General features: G+C 68.2%; 25 protein-coding genes. 4 read left to right on the top strand and 21 right to left on the bottom strand.

The features are described 5' to 3' along the window. Positions 1–96: 96 nt before the first annotated feature. Positions 97–1,278, bottom strand: a complete 1,182-nt coding sequence (locus tag ACFWQC_RS23560) for a 3-hydroxyacyl-CoA dehydrogenase NAD-binding domain-containing protein (RefSeq protein ID WP_378683672.1) — start codon at positions 1,276–1,278, stop codon at positions 97–99. Positions 1,279–1,366: 88 nt separating this feature from the next. On the opposite strand from ACFWQC_RS23560, the gene nucS reads away from it, so the two are divergent. Both nucS and ACFWQC_RS23550 read left to right on the top strand, forming a co-directional pair. Then, on the top strand, positions 1,367–2,041 hold the full coding sequence (gene nucS / locus ACFWQC_RS23555; protein ID WP_378683669.1) for an endonuclease NucS: 675 nt from the start codon (positions 1,367–1,369) through the stop codon (positions 2,039–2,041). 89 nt (positions 2,042–2,130) lie between these two features. Next, complete coding sequence (locus ACFWQC_RS23550) at positions 2,131–2,379, top strand: hypothetical protein (protein WP_350659698.1); 249 nt, start codon at positions 2,131–2,133, stop codon at positions 2,377–2,379. A gap of 24 nt (positions 2,380–2,403) precedes the next feature. Here ACFWQC_RS23550 and ACFWQC_RS23545 read toward each other — a convergent pair whose 3' ends face one another. The 6 genes from ACFWQC_RS23545 to ACFWQC_RS23520 form a co-directional block, all read right to left on the bottom strand. Further along, on the bottom strand, positions 2,404–4,239 hold the full coding sequence (locus ACFWQC_RS23545) for a bifunctional metallophosphatase/5'-nucleotidase (RefSeq protein WP_378683662.1): 1,836 nt from the start codon (positions 4,237–4,239) through the stop codon (positions 2,404–2,406). An 80-nt stretch (positions 4,240–4,319) separates the two neighbouring features. Next, positions 4,320–4,496, bottom strand: coding sequence for a hypothetical protein (locus ACFWQC_RS23540; RefSeq protein ID WP_008362162.1), 177 nt, complete (start codon positions 4,494–4,496; stop codon positions 4,320–4,322). A 21-nt stretch (positions 4,497–4,517) separates the two neighbouring features. Continuing rightward, positions 4,518–5,411, bottom strand: a complete 894-nt coding sequence (locus tag ACFWQC_RS23535; protein ID WP_378683659.1) for an NAD(P)/FAD-dependent oxidoreductase — start codon at positions 5,409–5,411, stop codon at positions 4,518–4,520. Positions 5,412–5,434: 23 nt separating this feature from the next. Then, positions 5,435–5,872, bottom strand: coding sequence for a DUF6069 family protein (locus ACFWQC_RS23530; protein ID WP_378683656.1), 438 nt, complete (start codon positions 5,870–5,872; stop codon positions 5,435–5,437). Between the two features lie 121 nt (positions 5,873–5,993). After that, positions 5,994–8,021, bottom strand: coding sequence for a protein meaA (locus ACFWQC_RS23525; protein ID WP_378683653.1), 2,028 nt, complete (start codon positions 8,019–8,021; stop codon positions 5,994–5,996). Positions 8,022–8,113: 92 nt separating this feature from the next. Beyond that, positions 8,114–8,422, bottom strand: a complete 309-nt coding sequence (locus tag ACFWQC_RS23520) for an STAS domain-containing protein (protein ID WP_091047808.1) — start codon at positions 8,420–8,422, stop codon at positions 8,114–8,116. A gap of 162 nt (positions 8,423–8,584) precedes the next feature. On the opposite strand from ACFWQC_RS23520, the gene ACFWQC_RS23515 reads away from it, so the two are divergent. Further along, on the top strand, positions 8,585–9,157 hold the full coding sequence (locus ACFWQC_RS23515) for a cob(I)yrinic acid a,c-diamide adenosyltransferase (protein WP_045547381.1): 573 nt from the start codon (positions 8,585–8,587) through the stop codon (positions 9,155–9,157). 12 nt (positions 9,158–9,169) lie between these two features. On the opposite strand, the gene ACFWQC_RS23510 is transcribed toward ACFWQC_RS23515, so the two are convergent. Further along, positions 9,170–10,165 carry a helix-turn-helix domain-containing protein gene (locus tag ACFWQC_RS23510; protein ID WP_378683649.1) on the bottom strand — a complete coding sequence of 332 codons (996 nt, stop codon included), beginning with the start codon at positions 10,163–10,165 and terminating at the stop codon, positions 9,170–9,172. Between the two features lie 378 nt (positions 10,166–10,543). Between ACFWQC_RS23510 and ACFWQC_RS23505 the strand changes: the two genes are divergently transcribed. After that, complete coding sequence (locus ACFWQC_RS23505) at positions 10,544–13,714, top strand: SNF2-related protein (protein ID WP_378683646.1); 3,171 nt, start codon at positions 10,544–10,546, stop codon at positions 13,712–13,714. A gap of 90 nt (positions 13,715–13,804) precedes the next feature. On the opposite strand, the gene ACFWQC_RS23500 is transcribed toward ACFWQC_RS23505, so the two are convergent. From ACFWQC_RS23500 to ACFWQC_RS23440, 13 genes are all read right to left on the bottom strand, one after another. Then, positions 13,805–14,965, bottom strand: coding sequence for an MFS transporter (locus tag ACFWQC_RS23500; RefSeq protein ID WP_378683643.1), 1,161 nt, complete (start codon positions 14,963–14,965; stop codon positions 13,805–13,807). Positions 14,966–15,170: 205 nt separating this feature from the next. Further along, a complete protein-coding gene (locus tag ACFWQC_RS23495; RefSeq protein WP_378683640.1) occupies positions 15,171–15,788 on the bottom strand; it encodes a DUF1707 domain-containing protein in 618 nt (205 codons plus the stop codon). Between the two features lie 114 nt (positions 15,789–15,902). After that, on the bottom strand, positions 15,903–16,319 hold the full coding sequence (locus ACFWQC_RS23490) for a DUF2550 domain-containing protein (protein WP_355019000.1): 417 nt from the start codon (positions 16,317–16,319) through the stop codon (positions 15,903–15,905). Positions 16,320–16,370: 51 nt separating this feature from the next. Further along, positions 16,371–16,763, bottom strand: coding sequence for a F0F1 ATP synthase subunit epsilon (locus ACFWQC_RS23485; RefSeq protein WP_045547377.1), 393 nt, complete (start codon positions 16,761–16,763; stop codon positions 16,371–16,373). Next, complete coding sequence (gene atpD, locus ACFWQC_RS23480) at positions 16,763–18,199, bottom strand: F0F1 ATP synthase subunit beta (protein ID WP_350659687.1); 1,437 nt, start codon at positions 18,197–18,199, stop codon at positions 16,763–16,765. Before atpD ends, ACFWQC_RS23485 begins: the two co-directional genes overlap by 1 nt. Positions 18,200–18,225: 26 nt before the next feature. Further along, entirely contained in the window at positions 18,226–19,152 is a 927-nt protein-coding gene (locus tag ACFWQC_RS23475) for a F0F1 ATP synthase subunit gamma (protein WP_350659686.1), read from the bottom strand. 3 nt (positions 19,153–19,155) lie between these two features. Beyond that, on the bottom strand, positions 19,156–20,796 hold the full coding sequence (gene atpA, locus ACFWQC_RS23470; RefSeq protein ID WP_378683635.1) for a F0F1 ATP synthase subunit alpha: 1,641 nt from the start codon (positions 20,794–20,796) through the stop codon (positions 19,156–19,158). Positions 20,797–20,877: 81 nt separating this feature from the next. Beyond that, on the bottom strand, positions 20,878–21,690 hold the full coding sequence (locus ACFWQC_RS23465; RefSeq protein WP_378683632.1) for a F0F1 ATP synthase subunit delta: 813 nt from the start codon (positions 21,688–21,690) through the stop codon (positions 20,878–20,880). Beyond that, positions 21,690–22,226, bottom strand: a complete 537-nt coding sequence (locus ACFWQC_RS23460; RefSeq protein ID WP_378683630.1) for a F0F1 ATP synthase subunit B — start codon at positions 22,224–22,226, stop codon at positions 21,690–21,692. Before ACFWQC_RS23460 ends, ACFWQC_RS23465 begins: the two co-directional genes overlap by 1 nt. 26 nt (positions 22,227–22,252) lie before the next feature. Continuing rightward, positions 22,253–22,459 (bottom strand): ATP synthase F0 subunit C, encoded by a 207-nt coding sequence (locus ACFWQC_RS23455; RefSeq protein ID WP_091047785.1) that lies wholly within the window; start codon positions 22,457–22,459, stop codon positions 22,253–22,255. A gap of 85 nt (positions 22,460–22,544) precedes the next feature. Next, the gene (atpB, locus tag ACFWQC_RS23450) at positions 22,545–23,351 is read right to left on the bottom strand and encodes a F0F1 ATP synthase subunit A (protein WP_378683627.1); all 807 of its coding nucleotides are present in this window, start codon (positions 23,349–23,351) and stop codon (positions 22,545–22,547) included. A gap of 113 nt (positions 23,352–23,464) precedes the next feature. After that, the gene (locus ACFWQC_RS23445) at positions 23,465–23,833 is read right to left on the bottom strand and encodes a hypothetical protein (protein WP_378683624.1); all 369 of its coding nucleotides are present in this window, start codon (positions 23,831–23,833) and stop codon (positions 23,465–23,467) included. Positions 23,834–23,995: 162 nt separating this feature from the next. Next, positions 23,996–25,171 (bottom strand): glycosyltransferase family 4 protein, encoded by a 1,176-nt coding sequence (locus ACFWQC_RS23440; RefSeq protein WP_378683621.1) that lies wholly within the window; start codon positions 25,169–25,171, stop codon positions 23,996–23,998. Between the last annotated feature and the right edge of the window lie 18 nt (positions 25,172–25,189).

The following is a 25,189-nucleotide window of genomic DNA, read 5'->3' as shown; positions in this document are numbered from 1 at the left end:
CTTCCATGCGGGTTAGGTCTCCGCCCCCCATGGGCGTCCTCTTTTGGCTTTGGTCCCCCCTCGGCCGACGTAGGTGACTTCTCGGCCGGGCCGGGATCAGTAGCTGTGGAAGCCCTCGCCGGTCTTGCGGCCGAGCTTGCCTTCCTGGACCTTCTCGACCAAGAGGGCGGCGGGCTCGAAGCCGGGCTCGCCGAACTCGTTGCGGAGCTCGGACTGGATGGCCAGGGAGACGTCGTTGCCGACGACGTCGAGAAGCTCGAAGGGGCCCATCGGGAAGCCCGCGGTCTCCTTGATCGCGGCGTCGATCTCGGCGATGGCGACGCCGGACTCGTGCAGCTTGACCGCGTCGTTGAGGTAGGGGAACAGCAGCGCGTTGACGATGAACCCGGAGCGGTCGCCGCAGGAGACCGGGACCTTCTTGACCGCGGCGGACAGTGCGCGCACGGTCTCGTCGACCTCGGGCGAGGTGAGGTCGGTGGTGACCACCTCGACGAGCTTCATGACCGGCGCGGGGTTGAAGAAGTGCATCCCGATGACGTCACCGGGGCGTGCGGTCACCTTGGCGAGCTCGGTGATCGGCATCGAGCTGGTCGTGGTTGCCAGGATGGCGCCACGGCCATTATTTCCACGCAGCGCGATCCGGTCGAGGTCCTTGAAGAGCTGGGTCTTGATCTCGAGGTCCTCGGCGATGCCCTCGACGATCAGGTCGGCCTCGCCGAGATCCTCGCGCGAGGTGCTGCCGGTGAGGCGGCCGAGCACCGCGGCCTTGGTCTCCTCGTCCGAGCGGCCCTTCGCGATGGCCTTGTCGAGCGACTTGGTGATGCCGGCGACGACTCCGTCGAGCTTCTCCTGGGACCGGCCGACGAAGACGACGTCGTACCCGGCCTGGGCGAAGACCTGGACGATGCCCGAGGCCATCGTGCCGGTGCCGACCACGCCGATCTTCTCGATCGTGTGGCGCAGCTCCGGAGCCTTGGAGTGGTCCCCGGCCACCGCGGCGAACGTCCCGGCCTCGCCGGCGACCTTGATGAGCAGATCGGCGGGCTTGTGCAGGTTGTCGCCGGTCTCCTCGAACCGGGCGAGCAGCGCGTCGCGTACGGCGGCGGCGCCGATCTCGTCGGCCGTGGCCAGCGGCCCCTGGGGGTAGCCGCAGCCGAAGCACATGGCGTTGTCGATGTCGGTGGCGGTGGCGTAGCCCGACTCGAGCATGCGAATGGCGTGGTTGAGGTAGGGCAGCACGAGCACGTCGTGGATGGAACCCTGGGTCGAAACCGTCATGCGACGGAAGACTGCCAAATTTATTACCCATGAGTAACCCCTAGTGGCGTGACGCTGCTCACATGGGGCCATGCGATACGTTCTCCCGGTGAGACTCGTCGTTGCCACCTGCCAGGTCGACTACGCGGGGCGGCTCACCGCCCACCTCCCGATGGCCACCAGGGTGTTGATGCTCAAGGCCGACGGATCGGTGCTGGTCCACTCCGACGGGGGCTCCTACAAGCCCCTCAACTGGATGTCGCCGCCCTGCACCCTCTCGGAGGGCAAGTCTGAGGACGGCCGCGTCGAGTGGACGGTCACATCCAAGACGGATGACACCTTGCGCATCCTGATCGACGAGATCCACCACGAGACCTCCCACGACCTCGGCATCGACCCCGGCCTGCAGAAGGACGGCGTCGAGAAGCACCTCCAGGAGCTCCTCGCCGACCACCCGTCGACCCTGGGCGAAGGCCTGACCCTCGTACGCCGCGAGTACCCGACCGCGATCGGACCCGTCGACCTGATGTGCCGCGACGCCGACGGGAAGTCGGTGGCGGTCGAGATCAAGCGGCGCGGCGAGATCGACGGCGTCGAGCAGCTGACCCGCTATCTCGAGCTGCTCAACCGCGACCCGCTGCTGACCCCGGTACGCGGCATCTTCGCCGCTCAGGCGATCAAGCCGCAGGCCCGCGTACTGGCGGAGGATCGCGGTATCACCTGCGCAATCGTCGACTACGACGCGCTCCGCGGCCTCGACGATCCGACCGAGAGACTCTTCTGACCAACAGTTGGTGCACGGTCAGGCAAGTTCACGTCAGGGAAACACCTTTCCATATCTTTCATATGTGATGGCGTGACAAGATTCACGTCATGTCCATGAACTACTCGGGGCATGGCGTTGGGGGCCGCCTGTCCGTGAGCGACGTCGAGGCGATCATGATCGATCTCCTGACGATGCAGCAGATGCACACGGCAGAGTTCCATGCGATCAAGAGCCGGATGGAGCGCACCGACGCGGCGATCGACAGCGTCAACGCGCGCCTGGACAGCGTGGAGCGGCGGCTGGACGACCTGCTGATCTCGATGAGCCAGCTGCTCAACTGGGCCAACCCCCGCTGACCCGTCGCCCAACCACCGCGGCGGCTACTCCACGGTGATCGGCTCACCGCCGGAGACGAGGCGCCAGTCGACGGAGGCGAACGCGGCCGGGTCGATGACCTGGTGCTCGGTGACCCAGTCGATGAGCAGCTGCCGGATCTCGACCTGCTGGTTGTAGACCACCGTGGCGTCGGTGACGTGCGGGAAGCCGCCGCCACCGGACTGGCGGTAGTTGTTGACCGCGAGCACGAACTCCTGCGCGTCGGTCACCGCGGCGCCGTCGTAGGCGAGGTCGGTGATCCGCGAGCCCGCCGCGACCGAGATGTCGATGTCGTAGGTCAGAGCCGCGTCCAGGCCCGCGATGGTGTCGAAGTTGTAATCGGGCGTGCCGTTGGGCGCGGTGTCGGTCGGCGCGTTGGTCACGGCGTCGATCGGGAAGGGGCCGGTACCGCTGACCTGCTTGAAGTAGCGGGCGGTGAACTCGAGGTAGTCCTTGAGCTGGGCGCCGGTGATGCGCACCGCCATCAGGGTGTTGTCGTAGATGTAGAGGCCGGCCACGTCGCGTACGGTCACCTCGCCTGCGGGGAAGGCCGCAGCGCGGCTGAACGGGGCCGCGATCGAGATGACCGGCAGGTCCGCGTCGGAGCCGGTCAATGCCGCCCTGACCGCGTCGGCCTGGACGAAGTTGACGAAGTCGATGATGGGTACGTCCTCGACGACCGCCCGCGCGGCCAGCATCTCCACCGCCGAGGTGCCGACGACGGAGTTGACGTAGGAGACCACTACGTCGTGCTGCTCCCGCACGGCGGCCGAGACCTCCGGGTCGGGGTCCACGGTGTTGGAGTTGAGCGTCTGCGAGGTCGCCGACTGCAGGACCCAGCGGGGCCGGCCGTGACGCTTCTCGCGGCGTACGACCAGGTCCATCACGGAGACGCGCATGCCCCAGTAGAGCGGCTCGGTCAGCAGCACCTGCTTGCCGGTCTCGGTGTTGGTGACGTAGCGCTGGGTGATCTCGCGGTGGGCGTGGCCGACGAGGATCGCGTCGACGTCGGGCACCTGCTCGGCCACCAGGGTCGAGGCGTTCTCCGGGGGCAGCTCGTCGCCGTAGGAGCTGGAGGTGTCGGCGCCGGAGTGGGCGCTGATGATGACCAGGTCGCAGCCGGCCTTCTTGAGCTCGGGCACGAAGATCTTGGCCTGCTCGACCAGCCCCGGGAACTCCATCTTCCCCTCGACGTTGGCCTTGTCCCAGATCGCGATGCCGGGGTTGGTCAGACCGAGCACACCGACGCGGAGACGGCGGCCGCGGCCCAGGTCGTAGTCCTTGATGATGTAGGGCGGGAAGACCGGCAGCTTGGTCGACGGGTCGACCGCGTTGGCGCCGAGCATCGGGAAGTTCACCTGCTCCTCGAACTTCCGGATCGTGTCGATGCCGTAGTTGAACTCGTGGTTGCCGAGCGCGGCGGCGTCGTAGCCGACCAGGTTCATCGCCCGCGCCATCGGGTGGATCGCGCCCTCGGTGATCGGGTCGATCCGGGCGTAGTAGTAGGCCAGCGGGGTGCCCTGGATGGTGTCACCGGCGTCGATGGTGAGGATCGGCTCGCCGCGACGATCCTCGCGGACGGCGTCGATCAGCGTCTTGACCTTGGCGACGCCGATCTCGTTGCCGGCGCTGTTCGAGAACTCGGCGTTCTTGTAGTAGTCCCAGTTGAAGACGTTGCCGTGCAGGTCGGTCGTGCCGAGCACTGTCAGCCGAACGGTGTCGGGCTTGCCCGCGCCGTTCGCACCATGGGCAGGGGCGGCGGTGTAACCGGCAGCGCTCAGCGCCGCGGCGCCGGTGACAGCAGCACCGGACAGGACAGAACGGCGGGTGGCGTGAGGCATCGGTAACGTCCTTGCGCGAGTAGGTAATCGAATGCAAGGCAATTCCTACCACCTCGGACGCAACTTGGCGGCGCCTTCCGTCAAGCAGCCAGATGCTTCTTCTTGACCGGCTTGCCGTCGAGAGTGACCAGACGGCGCTTCTTGACCGTCATTCCCTCGGGCAGGGTGCCCTCCTTGAGCATGCGGATCGGGCACCGCTTGCAGCGCGACTTCGACACGCAGCACTCCGTCTTGGGAGGCTTCCTCTTCTTGCCCACGCTCGAAGGGTAACAGCAGGGTTAGGCGTGCCTTACTTCGACGAGCGAGGCCACCTCGGAGGCGCAACCCCAGCTCAGCGTCACCCCGGCGCCGCCGTGGCCGTAGCAGTGCACCACCCGCCCCTCGCGCTCCAGCCGGACCGAGGGCCGGGCCGGGCGGAGGCCGACCAGATGGGCCCTGACCTCGGCATTCGCGATCTCCGGCACGGCTGCGGTGGCGTCGGCCAGGATCCGTTCAGCCGTACGCGGGTCCGGGCTCTGGTCCCAGGCGTGCGGCACCGACGTACCCCCGACGATGGTGTCACCACCGCGCGGGAAGACGTAGGAGGGGGCGTCGCCCTCGGCCTCCAGCCACTCCTCGGTGGCGCCCGGCCCGAGGACGACGATCTGGCCCTGGACCGGGTAGAGGCTGACGTCGCCGACCAGCTCCCGCGAGCCGAGTCCGGTCGCGTTGACCACGACGTCGGCGTCCAGACTCGCCAGGTCTTCGACGGTCCCGGTCGCGATGTTCCCTCCCGCCGCTGTGATCCGCCGCTCGAGCCAGGGCAGGTAGACCGGCATCTCGGCTATCGGGACGGTGAACTCGGCACGGCCCTCGGTCACGGTCAGGTCCGTGAGCGGCTCGGCCCACCACAGGTCGGCCTCGGGGTTGTGCTGGGTGCCGTACACCATGCGTACGCCGGCCTCCGGCTCCTCTTCGGACAGCCGAGCGAGCTCTCGGAAGGTCTCGACCGCCCAGGCGGTCACCCGGTCGCGCGGCTCGGCGAGGTAGGGGAACCAGAATCCGCCGGCCACCGCCGAGGTGGTCCCGCTCGTCCGCTCCCGGCCGATGACGCTGACCTCGTGACCGGCCTCCAGCAGCCGTACCGCGCACGAGAGCCCGATGACTCCGGCTCCGACCACCGTTACTCGCATGCGCGGCAGGCTACTAGGCCCGGTCATCGGGCGAGGCGACGCGCCAGCACCGGGATGACGATGACAGCGGCGACGACGTGGAGGAGCATCAGGACGACCGCGCTGGCGGCGTCGAAGCCGAAGGTGACGTCGGGGACGAGCGATGCGACGCTCAGCACGACGGTGGTGACCACGAACGTACGTCGCGGGCGGCGGGCCACACGGGCCATCACCGCGGCCATCACGACCCCGACGAGCGAGAAGAGGGCGGTCAGCTGGGCGTAGCCGGCGAGCGGGATCGTCCCGCTGGCGGTCTCGAAGCTCACCCCGGCCGCCGAGGCAGCGACAGCGAGGACGGTGACGACCGCGCTGGCGACGACCGTGGCACCGAGGCCATGGAGCCAGAGGGTCCGCCGATCGGAGAGCCGGGCGGCGGCGCGGGTCGAGCGGGTGGTCTGCTGGGCGGTGGTGATCGTGGACATCTCGTACTCCCGTGAAGTGGCGGGAGGCGCTGTCCGCCTCCCTCTGCCCCTTTCACGAATGGCGACGCACCGGGATCGACACGGCTCCCGAAGTTTTTCGGGCGCCGTGTCGATCCTCGACTCAGGAGAGGTCGTTGGCCTTGCGGATGACCTCGACGATGTCGGCCATGATCTCGGTGAGGCTGAAGTCCTTGGGCGTGTAGACCGCCGCAACCCCCGACTGGATCAGCGTCCTGGCGTCGGACTCCGGCACGATGCCACCCACGATGACGGGCACGTCACCCAGGCCCGCCTCGCGCAGCCCCTCGACCACCGACGGCACGAGCGACATGTGCGAGCCGGAGAGGATGGAGAGCCCGACGACGTGTACGTCCTCGGCGACCGCCGCGGCGACGATCTGCTCCGGGGTGAGCCGGATGCCCTGGTAGATGACCTCGAAGCCGGCGTCACGGGCCCGGACGGCGACCTGCTCGGCACCGTTGGAGTGACCGTCCAGACCCGGCTTGCCGACGAGCATGCGCAGCTTGACGCCGAGCTCCTCGCCGGTGGCCTTGACCCGGTCGCGTACGGCCGACAGCTCGGCGCCGGCCTCCGCCGCACCGACGGCGCCGGAGACGCCGGTGGGCGCCCGGAACTCGCCGAAGACCTCACGCAGGGTGCCGGCCCACTCCCCCGTGGTCGCGCCCGCACGGGCCGCTTCCAGGGTCGCCGACATCAGGTTGGCGTCGGTCTTCGCGGCGGTGGCGAGCGCGGCCAGCGCCTCGGAGACGGCCGTCTCGTCACGCTCGGCCTTCCACGCCTCGAGGGAGGCCTTGGCGGCCTCCTCGGCGCGAGGGTCGGCGACCATGATCGCGGCGTCCAGGTCCGCGGTCAGCGGGCTCGGCTCGGTGGTGGTGAACTTGTTGACGCCGACGATGACCTCCTCGCCGGACTCGATGGCGGCGCGACGGCGCGCGTGCGAGGAGACCAGCTCGGACTTCATGTAGCCGGTGTCGACCGCGGCGATCGCCCCGCCCATGGCCTGGACCCGGTCGATCTCCTCCTTGGCACCCGCGACGAGCTCGGCCACCTTGGCCTCGACGACCGGCGAGCCGTCGAAGAGGTCGCCGTACTCCAGCAGGTCGGACTCGTAGGCCAGCACCTGCTGCAGGCGCAGCGACCACTGCTGGTCCCACGGACGCGGGAGGCCGAGCGCCTCGTTCCAGGCGGGCAGCTGCACCGCGCGCGCCCGCGCGTTCTTGGACAGCGTCACCGCGAGCATCTCCAGCACGATGCGCTGGACGTTGTTCTCCGGCTGCGCCTCGGTCAGGCCGAGGGAGTTGACCTGTACGCCGTAGCGGAACCGGCGCATCTTCGGGTCCTCGACGCCGTAGCGCTCACGGGTGATCTCGTCCCAGAGCTCGACGAAGGCGCGCATCTTGCACATCTCCTCGACGAACCGCACGCCCGCGTTGACGAAGAACGAGATCCGGCCGACGACCTTGCCGAAGTCCTCCTCGGACACCTGACCAGAGGCCTTGACCTGGTCGAGGACCGAGATGGCGGTGCACATCGCGTAGGCGATCTCCTGCACCGGAGTGGCCCCGGCCTCCTGCAGGTGGTAGCTGCAGATGTTGATCGGGTTCCACTTCGGGATCTGGTGGACCGTGTAGGCGATCATGTCGCTGATCAGCCGCAGGGAGTGCTCCGGCGGGAAGACGTACGTCCCCCGGGAGAGATACTCCTTGATGATGTCGTTCTGGGTGGTGCCGGCCAGCTTCGCGGCCACCTCGGTGGGGTCCATCCCCGGGTTCTGCTCCTCGGCGGCGACCTGATACATCGCGAGCAGCCACATGGCGGTCGCGTTGATCGTCATCGAGGTGTTCATCTCGGTGAGCGGGATCTGGTCGAAGAGCTTGCGCATCTCCCCCATGTGCATGATCGGCACGCCCACCTTGCCGACCTCACCGCGCGCGAGGACGCTGTCGGGGTCGTAGCCGGTCTGCGTGGGCAGGTCGAAGGCGACCGAGAGACCGGTCTGGCCCTTGGCGAGGTTGTTGCGATAGAGCTGGTTGGACGCCTCGGCGGTCGAGTGGCCGGCGTACGTCCGCATCAGCCACGAGCGATCCTTCGCCGGGCGGCTCTGTCCCGAAGGCGTGGTGTCCGTCATAAGAGGCATGCTAGCCCCTCGGTTACCGATCAGTAACCGGCTCCGGTGTGGAAGATGTCACTCACCGGGCCACTCCTTTACCCGCTACGCCGCTAGGCGATGAGCGGTGAGTTCTCCACCTCGAGAACACGATAGAGCCTCGAGAGGTGGAGCATCCGGCGCACCGCGGGGGTGCAGCCCTGCAGAGTGAGTCGGCGGCCCTCGGCATGGGCCTGTCGGGTCGCGACGGCGAGCAGTTTCAGCGCCGTCACATCGGCGCTGTTGACGCCGGAGACGTCGAGCACGACGTCACCCTCCACCGAGTCGAGATGGTCATAGATCACGCTGCGTGCCATCCAGGTGCTGCGTACGTCGAAATCTCCGCTCAGCACCAGCGTCGGCCCGTCGATCAAGATCTCCATGCCCTGCCTCCATCCCCCAGGAAGTGGATTCCCTCTCGCCCACTATGACGCGCGGTCGCGTCGATTGGTTGCACCTCACCAGCCTCATTCGTCACCCTTGTCCCAATTTTCTATCGATCGACCACGTTCGCCGAAAATGGGCGGTCCGAATAGGCTCAGCGCATGGTCAACCTGACGCGCATCTACACCCGCACCGGCGACGCCGGTGAGACCCGGCTCGGCGACATGAGCCTGACCGCCAAGACCGATCTGCGGCTGGAGGCGTACGCGACGACCGACGAGGCCGGGGCGGCGATCGGTGTCGCGCTGGCTCATGGCGGCATCGACGAGGACGTCGTGAAGGTGCTGACGACCGTCCAGAACGACCTCTTCGACGTGGGCGCCGACCTCTCGACCCCGGTGGTGGCCGACCCCGAGTATCCCCCGCTCCGCGTCGAGCAGGCCTACATCGACCGGCTCGAGGCCTGGTGCGACGACTACAACGAGCCCCTGGAGAAGCTCCGCTCGTTCATCCTCTCCGGCGGCACGGTGGCCGCGGCCCACCTGCATGTCGCCCGCACCGTCGTGCGCCGCGCGGAGCGGGCGGCTTGGGCTGCGTACGAGGTCCACGGCGAGACCATGAACAAGCTCGCCCTGACCTACCTCAACCGCCTCAGCGACCTGCTCTTCATCCTCGCCCGGCACGCCAACCGCGAGCAGGGCGACGTCTTGTGGGTGCCGGGCGGCGAGCGCTGAGGCGCACGAACCTCACAGCCAGCCGCGACGCCCCGCCTCGTAGCCGAGCTGGAGGCGGGTGTCGACCCGCGCGCGGTCCATCATCTGGCGCACCCGCCGCTGGACCGTACGCAGCGACAGCCCGAGCTGCGCCCCGATGGAGGCGTCGGTCAGGCCGGCGAGCAGCAGCGAGAGCACCTTGGTGTCCAGGGGCTCGAGGCGATCGGCGGCCGTCTCGACCGTACCTTCGGGGGTCGCGACGAGCTTGGGGGCCGAGGTCCAGATCAGGTCGAAGAGGGCGATGATCGCGTCGAGGAGACCGCTGGGGTGGAGCAGCAGGGCGTCCTGGACCGTGTTGTGCTCGCCCGATGGCAACGAGCCCTGCATCAACGGGATCAGGGCGATCTCCCGGTCGACGATGAAGGCGCGCAGCGGCACCGTCGGCACCACCCGCAGCTCGATCCCGATCTCGAGGCCGGAGTCGATGGTCTCGTAGATGCCGGGGGTGTCGAAGACGGAGCGCTCGAGGACGATGTCGTGCCGGACGCCTCGCTCGATCGCGGCCCGCTCGGCCTCGTCGGCGTCCTCCCGGGTGACGACCGCGGCCTGCGGCTTCTGCAGCGCCTGGATGCACTTCTTCGCCGAGTACTGCAGCTGCGCGAACCGCTGGGCGATCGCCTCGGTGCCGTGCACGACGTCGACGACGTCGGCCACGTCCCGACGGGCGACCGAGCCGCGATAGAGCCCGGCGAGCTCGGTCATCTCGACCTGCGCGCGGCGCAGCTCGTCCTGGCGCTGGACGAGCAGCGCCCCGAGCGCCACCGCCGGCGGGGAGGCGACGTAGCGATCCTGACCGGCCGAGGCGCGGGCGACCAAGCCCTTGCCCTCCAGCGCGGACAGCACCGCCGAGACCGCGTAGGCGTCCAGGTCGGCCGCTTCGGCCAGCTCTTCGAGGTTGGCCGACGGCGCGGCGACCAGCTGGCGGTAGACCGTCTCCTCGAGATTGTCGAGACCGAGCGCATCGAGCATCCGAGATGCCTTTCCGTGGCGGGGGAACGAACGACGGTCATCATGGCAGATATACGACACGTCACATTCCCGCCATGGCGGTTCGACTTGCATTCACCGGCAACTTGGCCGAAAGTATTCATCGCCACCTCGGTCCGGATCCCCCCGCTCGGATCGAGGTGGCTTTACTTTTACGCGACAAAGTTGTCGCGATCGGTTCGCATCCGGTTGGCCGGGACGCGATGTCGGGCGTGCGTCTATGCAGGCCGATGAATGCACCGCAACCCCGTGGTCGTGCGCTGCTGGTCTAGACCACTGCCACCGCACCGAACGAGACGCTGCTCACCACGAGCGTCCACGAAGTCGCAGAACCCGCCTCATGCTGGAAGAATAGATCGGGTGCCCTTGCTCGAAGCTCTCACGAACGACCTGCTCCGCGAGACCTTCGACCCCCAGACCATCGAGCGTGGCGAGGCCTACGCGGCCCAGGGCCGGGTCGGTGAGCCCCGGGTCACCGAGATCGGCAGCAGTGCGCTGCGAGCGTCGGCCGAGGTCAGAGGCACCAGCCCGGCTCCCTACCGCGTGACCCTCAACCTTGATTCCCGGAACGGCGTCGTCAGAGCGACCAGCTCGTGCAGCTGCCCCGTGCACAACAACTGCAAGCACGGTGCCGCGCTCGGCCTGGTCCTCGCCGGCACGCGCACCGCGGCGACTCCGATGGGCCCGTCGTGGGAGACGGAGCTGCGTACGCTTCTGGGTCAGCTCGCCGAGGACAACAAGCCCGAGGACGACCTGCCGGCGCTGGCGCTCGAGATCGACGTGCACAGCCCGCGGTCGGCCGTGGCGGGCTCCCCCACCGTCGAGCTGCGCCCGATGCGCATGGGCAACCGCGAGCGCTGGGCGAAGACCGGTGCCGACTGGGCCAACATCCCCAACGCGGTGCCCGGCAAGGACTTCCCCCGCAGCCAGCTGCTCCCCCTGCAGGAGCTGGCCCGCCAGCTGCGGTCCGACCGGCTGCTCTACGCGCGCGGCTCCTCGCTCAGCCTCGCCGACTTCGGCGAGCACGCGGTCAGCCTGCTCCGCGATGCGATCCGCGGCGGTGTGACCCTCCTGCCCGGTGAGAACGTACGCGGCGTGGTGATCTTCGACGAGCCGCTCTCGCTCGCCGGGGAGCTGCGTCGCGAGGACGGCGAGGCGGTCCTCCGCTTCGGCCTGGCCCAGGCTGACCGGGTCTACGCCGGCCCGACGGTGCTCCCGATCGGTCGCCCGACCCGCTCGGTGGGCGTGCTCGATGCCGGGGTCCTCCATCTCGCTGACCTGTCCGGACCGCTGTCGACCCACGCGCAGCGTCTGGTGACCGCCCGGGACCCGCTGACCGTCCCCGAGGCCGAGATCGGCACGCTGAGCGCCCTGCTGGGCCCGCTGGCCCGGCTGGTGCCGCTGCGCTCGGCCGACGACTCCCTCGACATCCCGGAGCCTCCCGCTCCGCGCCTGACCCTGACGGTCACCTGGCGCAGCTCGACGCATGCCACGCTCGGCTGGACCTGGGCCTACGGCGTACGTCACTACCCGGTGGACTCCCGCGAGGACCTCGGCCTGGTCCGCAACCCGGCCGAGGAGGCCGCGCTGCGCGCGAAGGTCTCCACCGAGCTGCTCCGCAAGCAGGAGGTACGCGACGGCGACGCGCTCGCGCTCGCCATCCACGACCTGCCGGCGCTGCGTGAGGTCGAGGGCGTAGAGGTCACCGAGGTCGAGCGGCCCGACTTCCGCGAAACCGACGAGGACCCCGAGATCTCCTTCGAGATCACCTCGCCCGACGGTGCCGCCCTGGCCGGGCAGGACTGGCTCGACCTGCAGGTCGTGATCCGAATCGGCGCCGAGGCCGTGCCGCTTCCCGACGTGCTCGGCGCGCTGACCCGCGGCGACGACCACCTGATCCTCCCCAGCGGCACCTACATCACCACCGACCGCCCCGAGCTCGACCGGCTGCGCAACGTCGTCGAGGCCGCCGGACAGCTCCACGAGCGCACCGGCGACGGGATCGCGGTCGGCAAGCACGACCTCGGCGTCTGGGCCGAGCTCGCCGAGCTCGGCGTGGTCGACCAGCAGGCCGCCGAGTGGGTCCAGCGTGCCCAGGCGCTGCGCGACCTGCGCGAGATCCCCCGGCCGGAGCCGACCGGGCTGGCGACCGAGCTGCGCCACTACCAGCTCGACGGCTTCCACTGGCTGGCGTTCCTGCACGAGCAGGGTCTCGGCGGGATCCTCGCCGATGACATGGGCCTGGGCAAGACGCTCCAGGTGCTGGCCACGATCTCCCATGCCGTGCACACCCAGCCGGAGACGCGCACCCCCTATCTCGTGGTGGCGCCCACCAGCGTCGTACCCGCCTGGGTGCAGGAGGCCCGCCGCCACACCCCCGGCCTGCGGGTGAGCACGGTGAGCAAGCGCATCGACTCCGTCGCCGAGGCCCGCGAGGGCGCCGACGTCGTCGTCACGACCTACGCCATCCTCCGGCTCGAGCAGGACGCCTTCGCCGGGCGCCCCTGGGCCGGTCTCGTCCTCGACGAGGCCCAGCAGGTCAAGAACCACCAGTCCAAGACGTACGCAGCGGCCCGCCGCATCGACGCCCGTTGGCGTCTCGCGGTGACGGGCACGCCGTTCGAGAACCGGCTGATGGAGCTGTGGGCGCTGCTCTCGATCACGGCCCCGGGGCTCTACCCCAGCCCGCGGCTGTTTCGCGACACGGTGGTCTCCCCCGTGGAGAAGTCGGGCGACGACGCGGCGCTGCGCCGGTTCCGGACCCGGCTGCGTCCGTTCCTGCTGCGGCGTACGAAGGAGCTCGTCGCCGACGACCTGCCGCCCAAGCAGGAGCAGGTTCTCGGCGTGGACCTCAACCCGGCGCACCGCAAGATCTACGACGCCCACCTGGCCAAGGAGCGGCAGCGGATCCTGCATCTGCTCGACGACTTCAACGACAACCGGGTCGCGATCCTCAGTGCGCTGACCAGGCTGCGGCAGCTCTCGCTCGACCCAGGCCTCGTCGACCCCGATGACGACGACGTCGGCTCCGCCAAGCTCGACACCCTCGTCGACCACATCGAGGAGCTCGCCGCCGAGGGTCACAAGGCGCTGGTCTTCAGCCAGTTCACCTCCTTCCTCGGCCGGGCACGCACCCGGCTCAACGAGGCGGGCATCGACGCCGCCTACCTCGACGGCTCCACCCGCGACCGCGGCGCGGTCATCGAGAGCTTCCGCGACGGCGATGCCCCGGTCTTCCTGATCTCCCTGAAGGCCGGTGGCGTCGGTCTGACCCTGACCGAGGCCGACTACGTCTTCGTCCTCGACCCCTGGTGGAACCCCGCCGCCGAGGCTCAGGCCGTCGACCGCGCCCACCGCATCGGCCAGACCCAGCACGTCATGGTCTACCGCCTGGTCTCGACCGACACGATCGAGGAGAAGGTCATGGAGCTCAAGGAGCGCAAGGCCGAGCTCTTCGCGAAGGTCGTCGACGGCGAAGGCGCCATGGGCTCCACCATCGGCGCCGACGACATCCGCGCCCTCTTCGATTGAGCCGCTAGACGGCGTCGCTCCGCGTGTAACACGTCGTTCGTAGGACTACTCGCCCTATCTGAACGACCGGATAGACCTACGAACAGCGTGTTACACGGCCCGCCGCCGCGCCACGGTCGCGGCCAGCGCCGCAGCGGGGAGCATGAGGACGGCGACGACCAGGAGTGCCCTCAGGATGCCGAACTGGTCGCCCACGGCGCCCAGGATCGGCGGGAAGCCGAGGAAGGCCCCATAGGCCAGCGTGGAGACGACCGAGACGCGAGCAGCGGCGCGAGTCTCGTCGTCGGCGGCGATGCTGATCCCCAGGGGAAAGCCGAGGGCCGCGCCGAAGCCCCACAGGACGATCCCGACCAGCGCGATCCCGAACGAGCCGGCGAACACCGTCAGCACGATCCCGATGCCCGCCAGCGCCGCCGAGGTGATCAGTACCGGCTGCCTGCCGACCCTGTCGATCACCTTCGCGCCGGCGAAGCGGGCCACGCTCATGCAGAGGACGAACGCCGCGTAGCAGGCCACCCCGGCCCGGTGGCTCACGTCGTAGCCATCGATCATCGCCAGCGCGACCCAGTCGTTGGCGCTCCCCTCGGCGGCGGCGAAGGCGAGCACCATGAGCCCGAGCAGCAGTGTCTGGGGCGAGCGCCAGGCGGCGATCAGCTCACGCCGCGGCGAGTGCCCCTCCGGGGGCGCCTCGGCCGGGAGAAACCCCAGGGTCCCCCACCAGCAGACCGCCAGTGCGACGACCGCGACCCCGGCGATGTGCCACACGGTCGGCAGCGTGCCCACCAGGGCGATGCCCAGCAGTCCACCGAGCACGGTGCCTACGCTCCACATCGCGTGCAGCTGCGGCATCAGCGTCTTGCCGCCGAGCCGCTCGACCGCGGCCCCCTCGACGTTCATGGCGACGTCCCAGATTCCGTAGCCGACGCCGTACGCCACCAGGAACAGCGCCACCAGCCACGCCTGTTCCAGCCAGCTGCCGGAGATCGCCACCAGGGTCAGGGCGGCGACACAGAGCACCGCACAGCCGCGTACGACCCGGGCTGCGCCCCAGCGCATCACCAGCCCCCCGGCGAGCGGCAGCGCGGCGACGGAGCCGATGCCCATCGCCAGCAGCATCAGGCCGACGGCCGAGTTGTTCAGGCCGAGGCTCTCGCGGAGCGCGGGGATGCGGGAGATGAAGGTCGCGGACAGCAGACCGTTGGTGGCGAACGCCACCACCGATCCAGCCTGGGCACGGCGGAGAGGCGTCACGAGTAAAGGCTAGTGGCGCGTCCTGGAAGTTCCTGAATGCTTGGCGTCGTCAGGGTGCGTGCATGGCAAGGCGGCGTCGCGAAGTCATACCGGGCGTCTCTCGAGCGGCGCCAACGCCGCCAGGTGCGTGCCATGGCGGCGCGAAGCGCCCAGGAACTTCCAGGACGCGCCGCTGGGCGCGTCGAGCCTGGTCCAGGTGCGGGGATCAGTCCCGCTTCTTCTCGTACGGCCCACCGCGGCCGAAGATCGGCAGCACCCACGGCTGGCGCAGCGGGGCACCCGCGAGCGCGACGACCGCGAAGGCGGCCGCGAGGACCCAGGCGATCCCGTAGAGCGCGCCGCCGAGGCCGAAGGTCACGATCGTGACGGCGAGCAGGGTGAGCTGCAGGTTGAGGGCACCGGCGGCGTGGTGCTTCACGAACTCGGAACGCTTGCCGACGGTGTAGTAGAGGATCGCCGGGCCGACCACGATCGGCACCAAGGTCGTGGCCTGGGCGAGGGCGCCCAGGAGCCGCTCCTCGGTGGTCGGCGGCGGCAGCAGGTCGCGGGCGGGCTTCGCTGGCGCCGGAGACGGGATCGGCTGCGCGACCAGGTCGCGGGTGATCGGCTCCAGAGCGGCGTACGTCTTCGACTTCATGGTCAGGTCGAACCGGAGGTCGAACTCGGCCTGGTCGAGCCGGCCGTCGGCGTAGGCGGACTTGAGGACGTCGATCACGCGGTCGCGATCGGCATCGGTGCAGCGGAGCTCGTCACCGGCGAGAGAAGCAGGTGGAGCGGGCGGGGTCGGCTGAGTGGGATCAGGAGTGGGAGCGGTTGAGGACATACCTCTACGATCCGCCGCGAACGCCTTCCGGACAATCAGGGAAGCCCCCGAATGCAAACCGACCGACCCCGGTCTTGTGCCGGAGGCGGTCGGAGACGGGATCGAAGGGGGCGCTCAGAAGACGGTCCAGGTGGACCGCATGGGGCGAGACTCCAGCCAGGCCTGGAAGCCGATGAGGGTCTGCTGATCCATGGCCAGGTCGATGTGCTCGCCCTTGACGTCGCAGGTCACGATCAGGCTCTCGGGGTAGAGGACGAGCTCCTCGATCCCCTCGGGAGAGCGGCTGGAGACATAGACGATCTCGACCCGGCGCCAGACCCGTTTGGGCTTGGGCGAGAGCGAGAAGATCCGGAACCACTCCAGCTGCGCATCGCCGGAGTAGCGGCCGATGCCGATGACCCAACCGCGCCCGGGACTGGTGTCCCGGACGCGGTGGCTCAGTTCGAAGACGCCGCCGTTGCGAGCGAGCAGACGGCGGCGTACGGCGATCCCGATGCCATAGGCGAGGACAAGCAGAAGCGATGCGGCCACAACGACCAAGAGCAGCTCCCACCATGCCATCCGGGTATCGCCCCTCTTTCCCTAGGAGGCTTTCTCGACAGCGCGGATGCGTGCCTCGGCACGACGGATGCGCTTCTCGGCGTCGTTGTTGGTGCCGAGCAGGCGACGGGCCTCCTCGAGCTCGACCTCAGCCTGGCTGAGGTCGATCTCGTGGGCCAGCAGCACGTGCTCGGACAGGATCGAGACGCGGTCGTTGGCCACCGAGAGGAAGCCACCGTCAACGGTCGCGATGACCTCGGTGCCCTCCTCCGGAGTGATCTCCACGACCGCCTCGGTGAGAGCCGACAGCACCGGCGCGTGACCGCGCAGGACGCCGACATCACCGTCGACCGTTCGGGCGATGACCATGGTGGCCCCGCCGCTCCAGACCACGCGGTCTGCAGCGACGAGCTCCACCTGAAGTGCGTCCGTCATCAGAGGCTCTTCTGGATCTCGGCCCACTTCGCCTCGACGTCGTCGAGGCCACCGCACATGAAGAACGCCTGCTCGGCGACGTGGTCGTACTCACCCTCGGCGATCTTGTTGAACGCCTCGATGGTGTCCTTGACCGGAACCGTCGAACCCTCGATGCCGGTGAACTGCTTGGCGACGTAGGTGTTCTGCGACAGGAACCGCTGGATCCGGCGAGCGCGGGAGACGATGATCTTGTCTTCCTCGGAGAGCTCGTCGACACCCAGGATCGCGATGATGTCCTGCAGCTCCTTGTTGCGCTGGAGGATCTGCTTGACGCGGACGGCGCAGTCGTAGTGGTCCTGACCGATGTACTGCGGGTCCAGGATTCGCGACGTCGAGGTCAGCGGGTCCACGGCCGGGTAGATACCCAGCGACGCGATCTCGCGGGAGAGCTCGGTGGTCGCGTCCAGGTGGGCGAACGTGGTCGCCGGAGCCGGGTCGGTGTAGTCGTCGGCCGGCACGTAGATCGCCTGCATCGAGGTGATCGAGTGACCACGCGTCGAGGTGATCCGCTCCTGGAGCTGACCCATCTCGTCGGCGAGGTTGGGCTGGTAGCCCACGGCCGAAGGCATCCGGCCCAGCAGGGTCGAGACCTCGGAGCCCGCCTGGGTGAAGCGGAAGATGTTGTCGATGAACAGCAGCACGTCCTGGCCCTGGACGTCGCGGAAGTACTCCGCCATCGTCAGCGCCGAGAGGGCCACGCGAAGACGCGTGCCCGGCGGCTCGTCCATCTGGCCGAAGGTCAGGGCGACCTTGTCGTAGACGCCGGCCTCCTGCATCTCGTGGATGAGGTCGTTGCCCTCACGGGTGCGCTCGCCGACACCGGCGAACACCGAGACACCACCGTGGTTCTTGGCGACTCGGGCGATCATCTCCTGGATGAGGACGGTCTTGCCGACACCCGCACCACCGAAGAGGCCGATCTTTCCACCGGTCACGTAGGGGGTGAGGAGGTCGATGACCTTGATGCCCGTCTCGAACATCTGGGTCTTGGACTCGAGCTGGTCGAAGGCCGGAGCCTTGCGGTGGATGCCCCAGCGCTCGTTGACCTCGACCGTGGCCGGGTCGACGTCGAGGATGTCACCGGTCGCGTTGAACACGTGGCCGAGGGTGACATCACCCACGGGAACCGTGATCGGGCCACCGGTGTCACGCACCGAGGAGCCGCGTACGACGCCGTCGGTCGGCTTCAGCGAGATCGCGCGGACCATGCCGTCACCGATGTGCTGGGCAACCTCGAGCGGCAGGGTCGTCGTCTCACCGCTGATGGTGACCTCGACCTCGAGCTTGTTGTAGATGTCCGGCATGGCGTCGACGGGGAACTCCACGTCGACGACCGGGCCGATCACGCGGGCGATGCGGCCCGTCGTGGTCTTCTCGTCAACCTGTGCGGTCATTTTCTAGTCAGTCTTTCTGTGGGTTCTCAGTCGTTCGCAGCCTGGGCGTCGGCGAGCGCGTTCACGCCGCCGACGATCTCGCTGATCTCCTGGGTGATGCCTGCCTGGCGAGCCTGGTTGGCAACCCGGGTGAACTTCTTGATGAGCTCGTCGGCGTTGTCGGTAGCCGACTTCATCGCCTTCTGACGCTGGGCCAGCTCGGAGGCGGCGGCCTGCAGCAGCGCGAACCAGATCCGGCTCACGACGTACTGCGGGAGCAGTGAGTCGAGCACGGCCTCGGCCGACGGCTCGAACTCGTAGAGCGGCAGGACGTCGCCTTCGGCCGGAGCCTCGGTGCCCTCCACGACCTCCAGAGGCAGGAGACGTACGGCGGTGGGCTTCTGCGTCATCATGGTGATGAACCGCGTGTAGACCACGTGGACCTCGTCGACGCCGGGAGCGGCGGCCTTCTCGGCCTCGGTGCCCTCGACGAAGACCTCGATCAGCTTCTCGCCGATCTCCTTGGCCGCCTCGAACTCCGGACGGTCGGAGAAGCCGGTCCAGGCCTGCGCCACGGAACGACCGCGGAACTTGTAGAAGGCCTCCGCCTTGCGTCCGGTGACGTAGAGGTCGACCTCCTTGCCCTCGGCCTTGAGCTTCTCGACCAGACCCTCGGCCTCCTTGAGCACGCTCGAGGAGTAGGAGCCGGCCAGACCACGGTCGCTGGTGACCACCAGCACGGCGGCGCGGGTGGGCGCCTCCGGCTCGGTGGTCAGCGGGTGGTCCACGTTGGAGTAGGTCGCCACCGCCGAGACGGCGCGGGTGAGCTCACGGGCGTACGGCGCGGCCGCATTGGCCCGCTGCTGCGCCTTGATGATCCGGGACGCAGCGATGAGCTCCATGGCACGCGTGATCTTCTTCATCGACTCCGTCGACTTGATCCGCGCGCGGAGTTCACGCACTGACACGGCCATGGGTCAGCCCCGCTTCTGCTTGACGATCTGCTCCTGCTCGACGTCCTCGTCAGCCAGGGCCTGCTCCTTGGCGGAACCCGGCTTGATCGAGTGGCCCTCCGAGGTCTCGAACTGGTCGAGGAAGGAGTCGTAAGCCTTCTTCAGCTCGGACTCGGTGGAGTCCTCGAACTTCAGCGACTCACGGATCCCGGCGAGGATGCCGTCGTGGGAGCGACGCAGGAAGTCGATGAACTCCCGCTCGAACTTGAGCACGTCCTCGACCGGGACGATGTCCAGGCTGCCGGAGGTGCCCAGCCACAGCGAGACGGTCATCTCGTCGATCGGGTAGGGCGAGTAGGCCGGCTGCTTGAGCAGCGCCATCAGCCGCTGACCGCGGGCCAGCTGCTGCTTCGAGGCCGCGTCCAGGTCGGAGGCGAACATCGCGAAGGCCTCCATCGCGCGGTACTGCGCGAGCTCCACCTTGAGCGAGCCGGTGACGCCCTTGAGGGCCTTGGTCATCGCGGCGCTACCGACGCGGGAGACCGAGACGCCGACATCGATGGCCGGGCGCTGGTTGGCCGCGAACAGGTCGGACTGCAGGAAGATCTGACCGTCGGTGATGGAGATGACGTTGGTCGGGATGAACGCCGAGACGTCGTTGGCCTTGGTCTCGATGATCGGCAGACCGGTCATCGAGCCCTTGCCCATCTCGTCGGAGAGCTTCGCGCAGCGCTCCAGCAGCCGGGAGTGCAGGTAGAAGACGTCACCCGGGTAGGCCTCACGGCCCGGCGGGCGGCGCAGCAGCAGCGACACGGCGCGGTAGGCCTCGGCCTGCTTGGTCAGGTCGTCGAAGACGATCAGGACGTGCTTGCCCTCGTACATCCAGTGCTGGCCGATGGCCGAGCCGGTGTAGGGGGCGAGGTACTTGAAGCCGGCGGAGTCGGAGGCCGGAGCCGCGACGATCGTCGTGTACTCCAGCGCGCCGGACTCCTCGAGGGCGCCACGCACGGAGGCGATGGTCGAGCCCTTCTGGCCGATGGCTACGTAGATGCAGCGGACCTGCTTGTCGGGGTCGCCCGACTCCCAGTTCTGCTTCTGGTTGATGATCGTGTCGATCGCGACCGTGGTCTTACCGGTCGAGCGGTCACCGATGATCAGCTGACGCTGGCCGCGGCCGATCGGGGTCATCGCGTCGATCGCCTTGATGCCGGTGGCGAGCGGCTCGTGCACGGACTTGCGGGCCATCACGCCGGGAGCCTGGAGCTCCAGGGCGCGGCGGCCGACCGTCTCGATGTCGCCGAGGCCGTCGATCGCGTTGCCGAGCGGGTCCACGACGCGGCCGAGGTAGCCGTCACCGACGGGGACCGAGAGAACCTCGCCCGTACGTCGGACCGACTGGCCCTCCTCGATCTTGTCGAAGTCACCAAGGACGACGACACCGATCTCGCGGGTGTCCAGGTTCAGGGCGAGACCAAGGGTGCCGTCCTCGAACTCGAGGAGCTCGTTGGTCATGGCCGAGGGCAGACCCGAGACGCGGGCGATGCCGTCCGCGGTCGAAGCGACGGCGCCGACCTCCTCGGTCTTCGCCGCCTCCGGCTTGTAGTCCGCGACGTACTTTGCCAGTGCGTCCCGGATCTCGTCGGGACGGATGGAGAGCTCCGTCATCTGTGCCTTCTCTCTCAGTTCGTACAAGTCAGTCTGTGTCACACAGGGGTCGTACGGCCAGTTGACGGCCGCGGTGCCGGATCAGCCGGCCAGGGCTCGCTGCGCCCCTTCGAGGCGACTCGAGACGGTGCCGTCGATGACGTCGTCACCGATCGATACCTTGATGCCACCGACGACAGCCGGGTCGACGACCACGTTGAGGTGGACCTCACGGCCGTACTTCCTCGCCAGTGCTGCCGCCAGACGGGTGGTCTCGGCCTCCGAGAGCGGGGCCGCAACGCGGACGACCGCGGTGCCCTCGCCTGCGACGGATGCCGCGACCTTCTGGTATTCACCGAGAGCGGCCGATGCGGTGCGGTAGGTGCCCGCCAGCGCCTGCTTCGTCAGGGTCACGGTCGCCGGAAGCGCCTTGCCCCCGAGCAGCGTGTCGACCAGCGCGGCCTTGTCCTCGGTCGTACGGGCCGGGTCGGAGAGCGCGTCGCGCAGCTCCGGCGTCTCCTGCACGGCCTGCTGGACCGCGAACAGCTCGTCGGCGAGGCGCTTGGCCTCGCCGCCGGCGCTGAGGACCGCGGCGATCTCGCTCAGTCGCTCGAGCGCGTCGCTCAGGTCACCGGCGTGCGTCCAGCGGTGCTTGACCGCCGACTCGACCACACCGAGGGCCGTTGCGTCGACCTTCCCGCCGAACAGCTCACCGACGAGGCCGGTCTTGGCCTCCTGCGGCACCGAGGCGTCGGTGACGAAGCGGCGCAGAGCTGCCTCGGCGCGGAAGGTCTGGGAGACCTCGAAGAGGGTGTCGGCCGCCTTGGCCGCCGCCTCAGGAGAGGCGGAGACAGCGGTCTTCAGCTCCTCGGTCAGGGCGGCAACGGCGTCGGCCGACGCTCCACGGAAGTCCATCAGTGAACCCCTGCCTCGAGGTCGGCGAGGAACCGCTCGACCACACGGCTGGCACGCTCGTCGTCGTCGAGGGACTCGCCCACGATGCGACCGGCGAGACCGGTGGCCAGCGAGCCGACCTCGGTCTTCAGCGACGAAGCCGCCGCCTGGCGCTCGGCCTCGATCTGCGCCTTGCCGGCGGTGATGATGCGCTCGGCCTCGGCCTGCGCCTCGAGGCGCATCTCGGCCTTGATCGCAGCGCCCTCTTCGCGAGCCTGCTCGCGGATGCGGGCAGCCTCGTGACGAGCGTCAGCCAGCTGGGCCTCCAGTTGGGCGAGCTTGGTGTCCGCCTCTGCCTGCTTGGCGTTGGCGTTCTCGATGCCGCCTTCGATCGCCGCGGTTCGATCGGCATACGCCTTCTCGAAGTTCGGAACGATGAACTTCGCTACTCCCACGAAGAGGATGGCGATGACGATGACACCGAGGATGATCTCCGGCACGTGCGGGACCAACGGGTTGATCTCGGTCTCCGCAGCGGTTACCTGGGTAAGGATCATGTCGGAACCTTCAGTAGTTCCCTACGTCAGCGAAGGACGAAGGCGAGAGCCAGGGAGATGATGAAGAACTGCTCACACAGAGCGAAGCCGAGGATGGCGATGGCCTGCAGGCGGCTCTGGGCCTCCGGCTGACGGGCGACACCGGCGACGTACGCGGCGAAGATCAGACCGACACCGACACCCGGGCCGATGGCGGAGAGGCCGAGGCCGATGATTCCGAGCTGTCCCTCCATGGGGATTTTCCTTTCGGTTGCGACGCGATATGCGTCGGTTGTTGTGCGTCGTAGTGGTTGAGCTGTTGGTCCGAGCCTGAACGGGTCAGTGCTCGTCCGCGACTGCACCGGCGATGTACATCGCCGAGAGCAGGGTGAAGACATAGGCCTGCAGGAACATGATCAGCATGTCCAGGAAGGACACGAAGATGCCGAGCAGGAAGGCGAAGACGCCGGCCGCGATGCCCTGCCACGTCGGAGCGTAGTGCAGGATCAGCCAGGCGCCGCCGATGGAGAAGAGCGCCACCAGCAGGTGACCGGCGAACATGGTCGCGAAGAGACGGATGGCCAGCGTGAACGGGCGCACGACGATGTTGGAGAGGAACTCCAGCGGGACCATCATGAGCAGGATCGGTCCGCTCACGCCGCTGGGCACCGTCTGGAGCTTGAGGTAGCCGACGAAACCGTGCTTCGCGATGCCGACGATGTTGTAGACCAGCCAGGTGATGGCCGCCAGGGCCACCGTGAAGCCGATGTGCGACATCGTGGGGAACTGGACGAACGGGATGATCCCGTAGAAGTTGTTGATGATGATGAAGATGAAGACCGTGAAGAGGTACGGAACGAACCTCATGTAGTCCTTCGACCCGATGATGTCGCGGGCGATGGAGTTGCGGACCATCCCGTAGACGTATTCACCGGCGAACTGCAGACGGCTCGGAACCACAGCGGCCTTGCGAGAGGCGGCGTAGAAGAAGCCGAAACCGATCACGACGGACAGCAGGACCAGGAGGCTCACCTTGGTCAGGGCCCAGTCGCCGGACCCGACGATCGGCGGAAGGAAGAAGTCCGCGGGCCCCGGGATATGAGGCCCCGACTCCGACGCCATAACGGTGGCGGCAAGCGACTTCACGCTGTCTCCTGTTTGTTCGAACTTACGATTCTGGGTGGCGAGCTTCAAAGGCTCGGGCATCATCCCGGCGGCCGCCCCCGACGGCCCGGACGATATCAGGCGCTACTGGCGGGTCACGAGTCTGCCCCGGGCAGGTCGAAGAGCGGGATCCGCTCGCGTCGCACCAGGAACGCGAACGTGGTCGTCCATGCGACGGTGAGCGCCATGACCGAGAAGGCTGCCGGACGTACGACAGCGTCTCCCCCGGTCTGCGAAACGACCAGCAGGACAACGAAGAGAACCATGCCTGACAGCGTGAAGACACCGACAGCCGCGGGCAACGACATCGCGGGCGACTTCGCCGCGATCCAGAACATCGCCCAAGAGCCGACCGCCAGCACGACAACGGTGGCGATCGATCCGATCGCAGCACCAGTCAGACCATCAGTCCCGGCAAGAACAAAGGCCACCACGAGGGCCGCGAGCACAGCAACTGCGGACACTGCGGCAGAACCTCGCAGCACCTTGGACTTGCTGGTTGCGGTCGTCATCGTCGGCGGCCGTTCTCTCTGGGGGCATTTCACGCGTTCAGGAGCGTGTCCTGAACGCTCGTGAAAACTATCACAAGCGTCTTTGGGTGCCCTAATTGATCGATCAAGGCACCACTAGTGAGTCTGGTTCTCCAGCGGAGTGATGTCCTCGGGGACCTCGAGGAGCTTGTCGGTGCGCTCGCCGCGGATCTTGGGGAGGGCGAAGGTGAGGAGCACGATGAGGGCGGTGGCGACGATGACGCCGACGATGACGACGGGGCCGCGGTAGAGGGTCACGAAGACCGAGCCGAAGGACATCAGGCCGGCCCAGAGCCACATGATCAACACGGCACGGCGCTGGGAGTGGCCGATCTCCAGGAGGCGGTGGTGGAGGTGCTTCTTGTCCGCGGCGAAGGGTGACCGGCCGGCGCGGGTGCGGCGTACGACGGCCAGCACGAGGTCGACGAGAGGGACCACCAGGATCGTCAGCGGGAGCAGCAGGGGCAGGAAGGTGACCAGGAGCGCGGTGGAGGCGTCGAAGGCGTTCACGTTCAGGCCGCCGGCGTTGTAGGAGCCCGAGAGGGTGACCGCGCTGGCGGCGAGGATCAGGCCGATCAGCATCGAGCCGCTGTCGCCCATGAACAGCCGGGCAGGATGCCAGTTGTGGATGAGGAAGCCGACGCAGGCTCCGGCGAGCGCGACGGTCAGGAGAGCGGCGGTCGAGGCGCGGCCGATGTCGTTGATCCGGGTGAACTGGTAGCAGAACAGGAACAGCGCCAGCGCGCCGATACCGACGACGCCCGCGGCCAGACCGTCGAGACCGTCGATGAAGTTGACCGCGTTGACCACGGTGATCACGACGAGCCCGGTGAGCAGAGCGCCCTGGGCGGGGTCGATCGAGAACTGGGTGCCGTCGGGGAAGGTGATCAGGCTGTACTGCAGGTTGAAGCCCACCAGGATCGCGGTCGCCAGCACCTGGCCGCCCAGCTTGGTGAGGGCATCGAGCTCGAAGATGTCGTCGACGACGCCGACGATGCAGATCAGCGCGCCGGCGAGGATCACGACGCCGGTGTCTTGGAGCACGAAGTCCGGAGCATCGGCCAGGAACGGCAGCTCACGGGCGACCAGGTAGGCGGCCACCAGCCCACCCAGCATCGCCACACCGCCCATGTAGGGGATCGGAACGGCGTGTACGTCGCGGTCGCGGACCTTCGCGACGGCCCCCGTGCGCATCGCGAACTCGCGGGCGACGACGGTGAGCAGGTAGGTCACCACGGCGGCGACCAGGAAGAGGAGGACGTAGGCGCGCATCAGACCCGAACCCGTGAA

This window comes from Nocardioides sp. NPDC058538 (genome assembly GCF_042719275.1).
In the GTDB taxonomy this organism is placed as follows: domain Bacteria; phylum Actinomycetota; class Actinomycetes; order Propionibacteriales; family Nocardioidaceae; genus Nocardioides.
This window is presented reverse-complemented; position numbering and strand designations above follow the sequence as displayed.

Coding starts and splice junctions, on each gene's coding strand:
- ACFWQC_RS23560 (WP_378683672.1), bottom strand. CDS start 1,278: ATGACGGTTTCGACCCAGGGTTCCATCCACGACGTGCTCGTGCTGCCC.
- ACFWQC_RS23550 (WP_350659698.1), top strand. CDS start 2,131: ATGTCCATGAACTACTCGGGGCATGGCGTTGGGGGCCGCCTGTCCGTG.
- ACFWQC_RS23545 (WP_378683662.1), bottom strand. CDS start 4,239: ATGCCTCACGCCACCCGCCGTTCTGTCCTGTCCGGTGCTGCTGTCACC.
- ACFWQC_RS23535 (WP_378683659.1), bottom strand. CDS start 5,411: ATGCGAGTAACGGTGGTCGGAGCCGGAGTCATCGGGCTCTCGTGCGCG.
- ACFWQC_RS23530 (WP_378683656.1), bottom strand. CDS start 5,872: ATGTCCACGATCACCACCGCCCAGCAGACCACCCGCTCGACCCGCGCC.
- ACFWQC_RS23525 (WP_378683653.1), bottom strand. CDS start 8,021: ATGACGGACACCACGCCTTCGGGACAGAGCCGCCCGGCGAAGGATCGC.
- ACFWQC_RS23520 (WP_091047808.1), bottom strand. CDS start 8,422: ATGGAGATCTTGATCGACGGGCCGACGCTGGTGCTGAGCGGAGATTTC.
- ACFWQC_RS23515 (WP_045547381.1), top strand. CDS start 8,585: ATGGTCAACCTGACGCGCATCTACACCCGCACCGGCGACGCCGGTGAG.
- ACFWQC_RS23510 (WP_378683649.1), bottom strand. CDS start 10,165: ATGCTCGATGCGCTCGGTCTCGACAATCTCGAGGAGACGGTCTACCGC.
- ACFWQC_RS23495 (WP_378683640.1), bottom strand. CDS start 15,788: ATGTCCTCAACCGCTCCCACTCCTGATCCCACTCAGCCGACCCCGCCC.
- ACFWQC_RS23485 (WP_045547377.1), bottom strand. CDS start 16,763: ATGACGGACGCACTTCAGGTGGAGCTCGTCGCTGCAGACCGCGTGGTC.
- atpD (WP_350659687.1), bottom strand. CDS start 18,199: ATGACCGCACAGGTTGACGAGAAGACCACGACGGGCCGCATCGCCCGC.
- ACFWQC_RS23475 (WP_350659686.1), bottom strand. CDS start 19,152: ATGGCCGTGTCAGTGCGTGAACTCCGCGCGCGGATCAAGTCGACGGAG.
- atpA (WP_378683635.1), bottom strand. CDS start 20,796: ATGACGGAGCTCTCCATCCGTCCCGACGAGATCCGGGACGCACTGGCA.
- ACFWQC_RS23465 (WP_378683632.1), bottom strand. CDS start 21,690: ATGGACTTCCGTGGAGCGTCGGCCGACGCCGTTGCCGCCCTGACCGAG.
- ACFWQC_RS23460 (WP_378683630.1), bottom strand. CDS start 22,226: ATGATCCTTACCCAGGTAACCGCTGCGGAGACCGAGATCAACCCGTTG.
- ACFWQC_RS23455 (WP_091047785.1), bottom strand. CDS start 22,459: ATGGAGGGACAGCTCGGAATCATCGGCCTCGGCCTCTCCGCCATCGGC.
- ACFWQC_RS23440 (WP_378683621.1), bottom strand. CDS start 25,171: ATGCGCGCCTACGTCCTCCTCTTCCTGGTCGCCGCCGTGGTGACCTAC.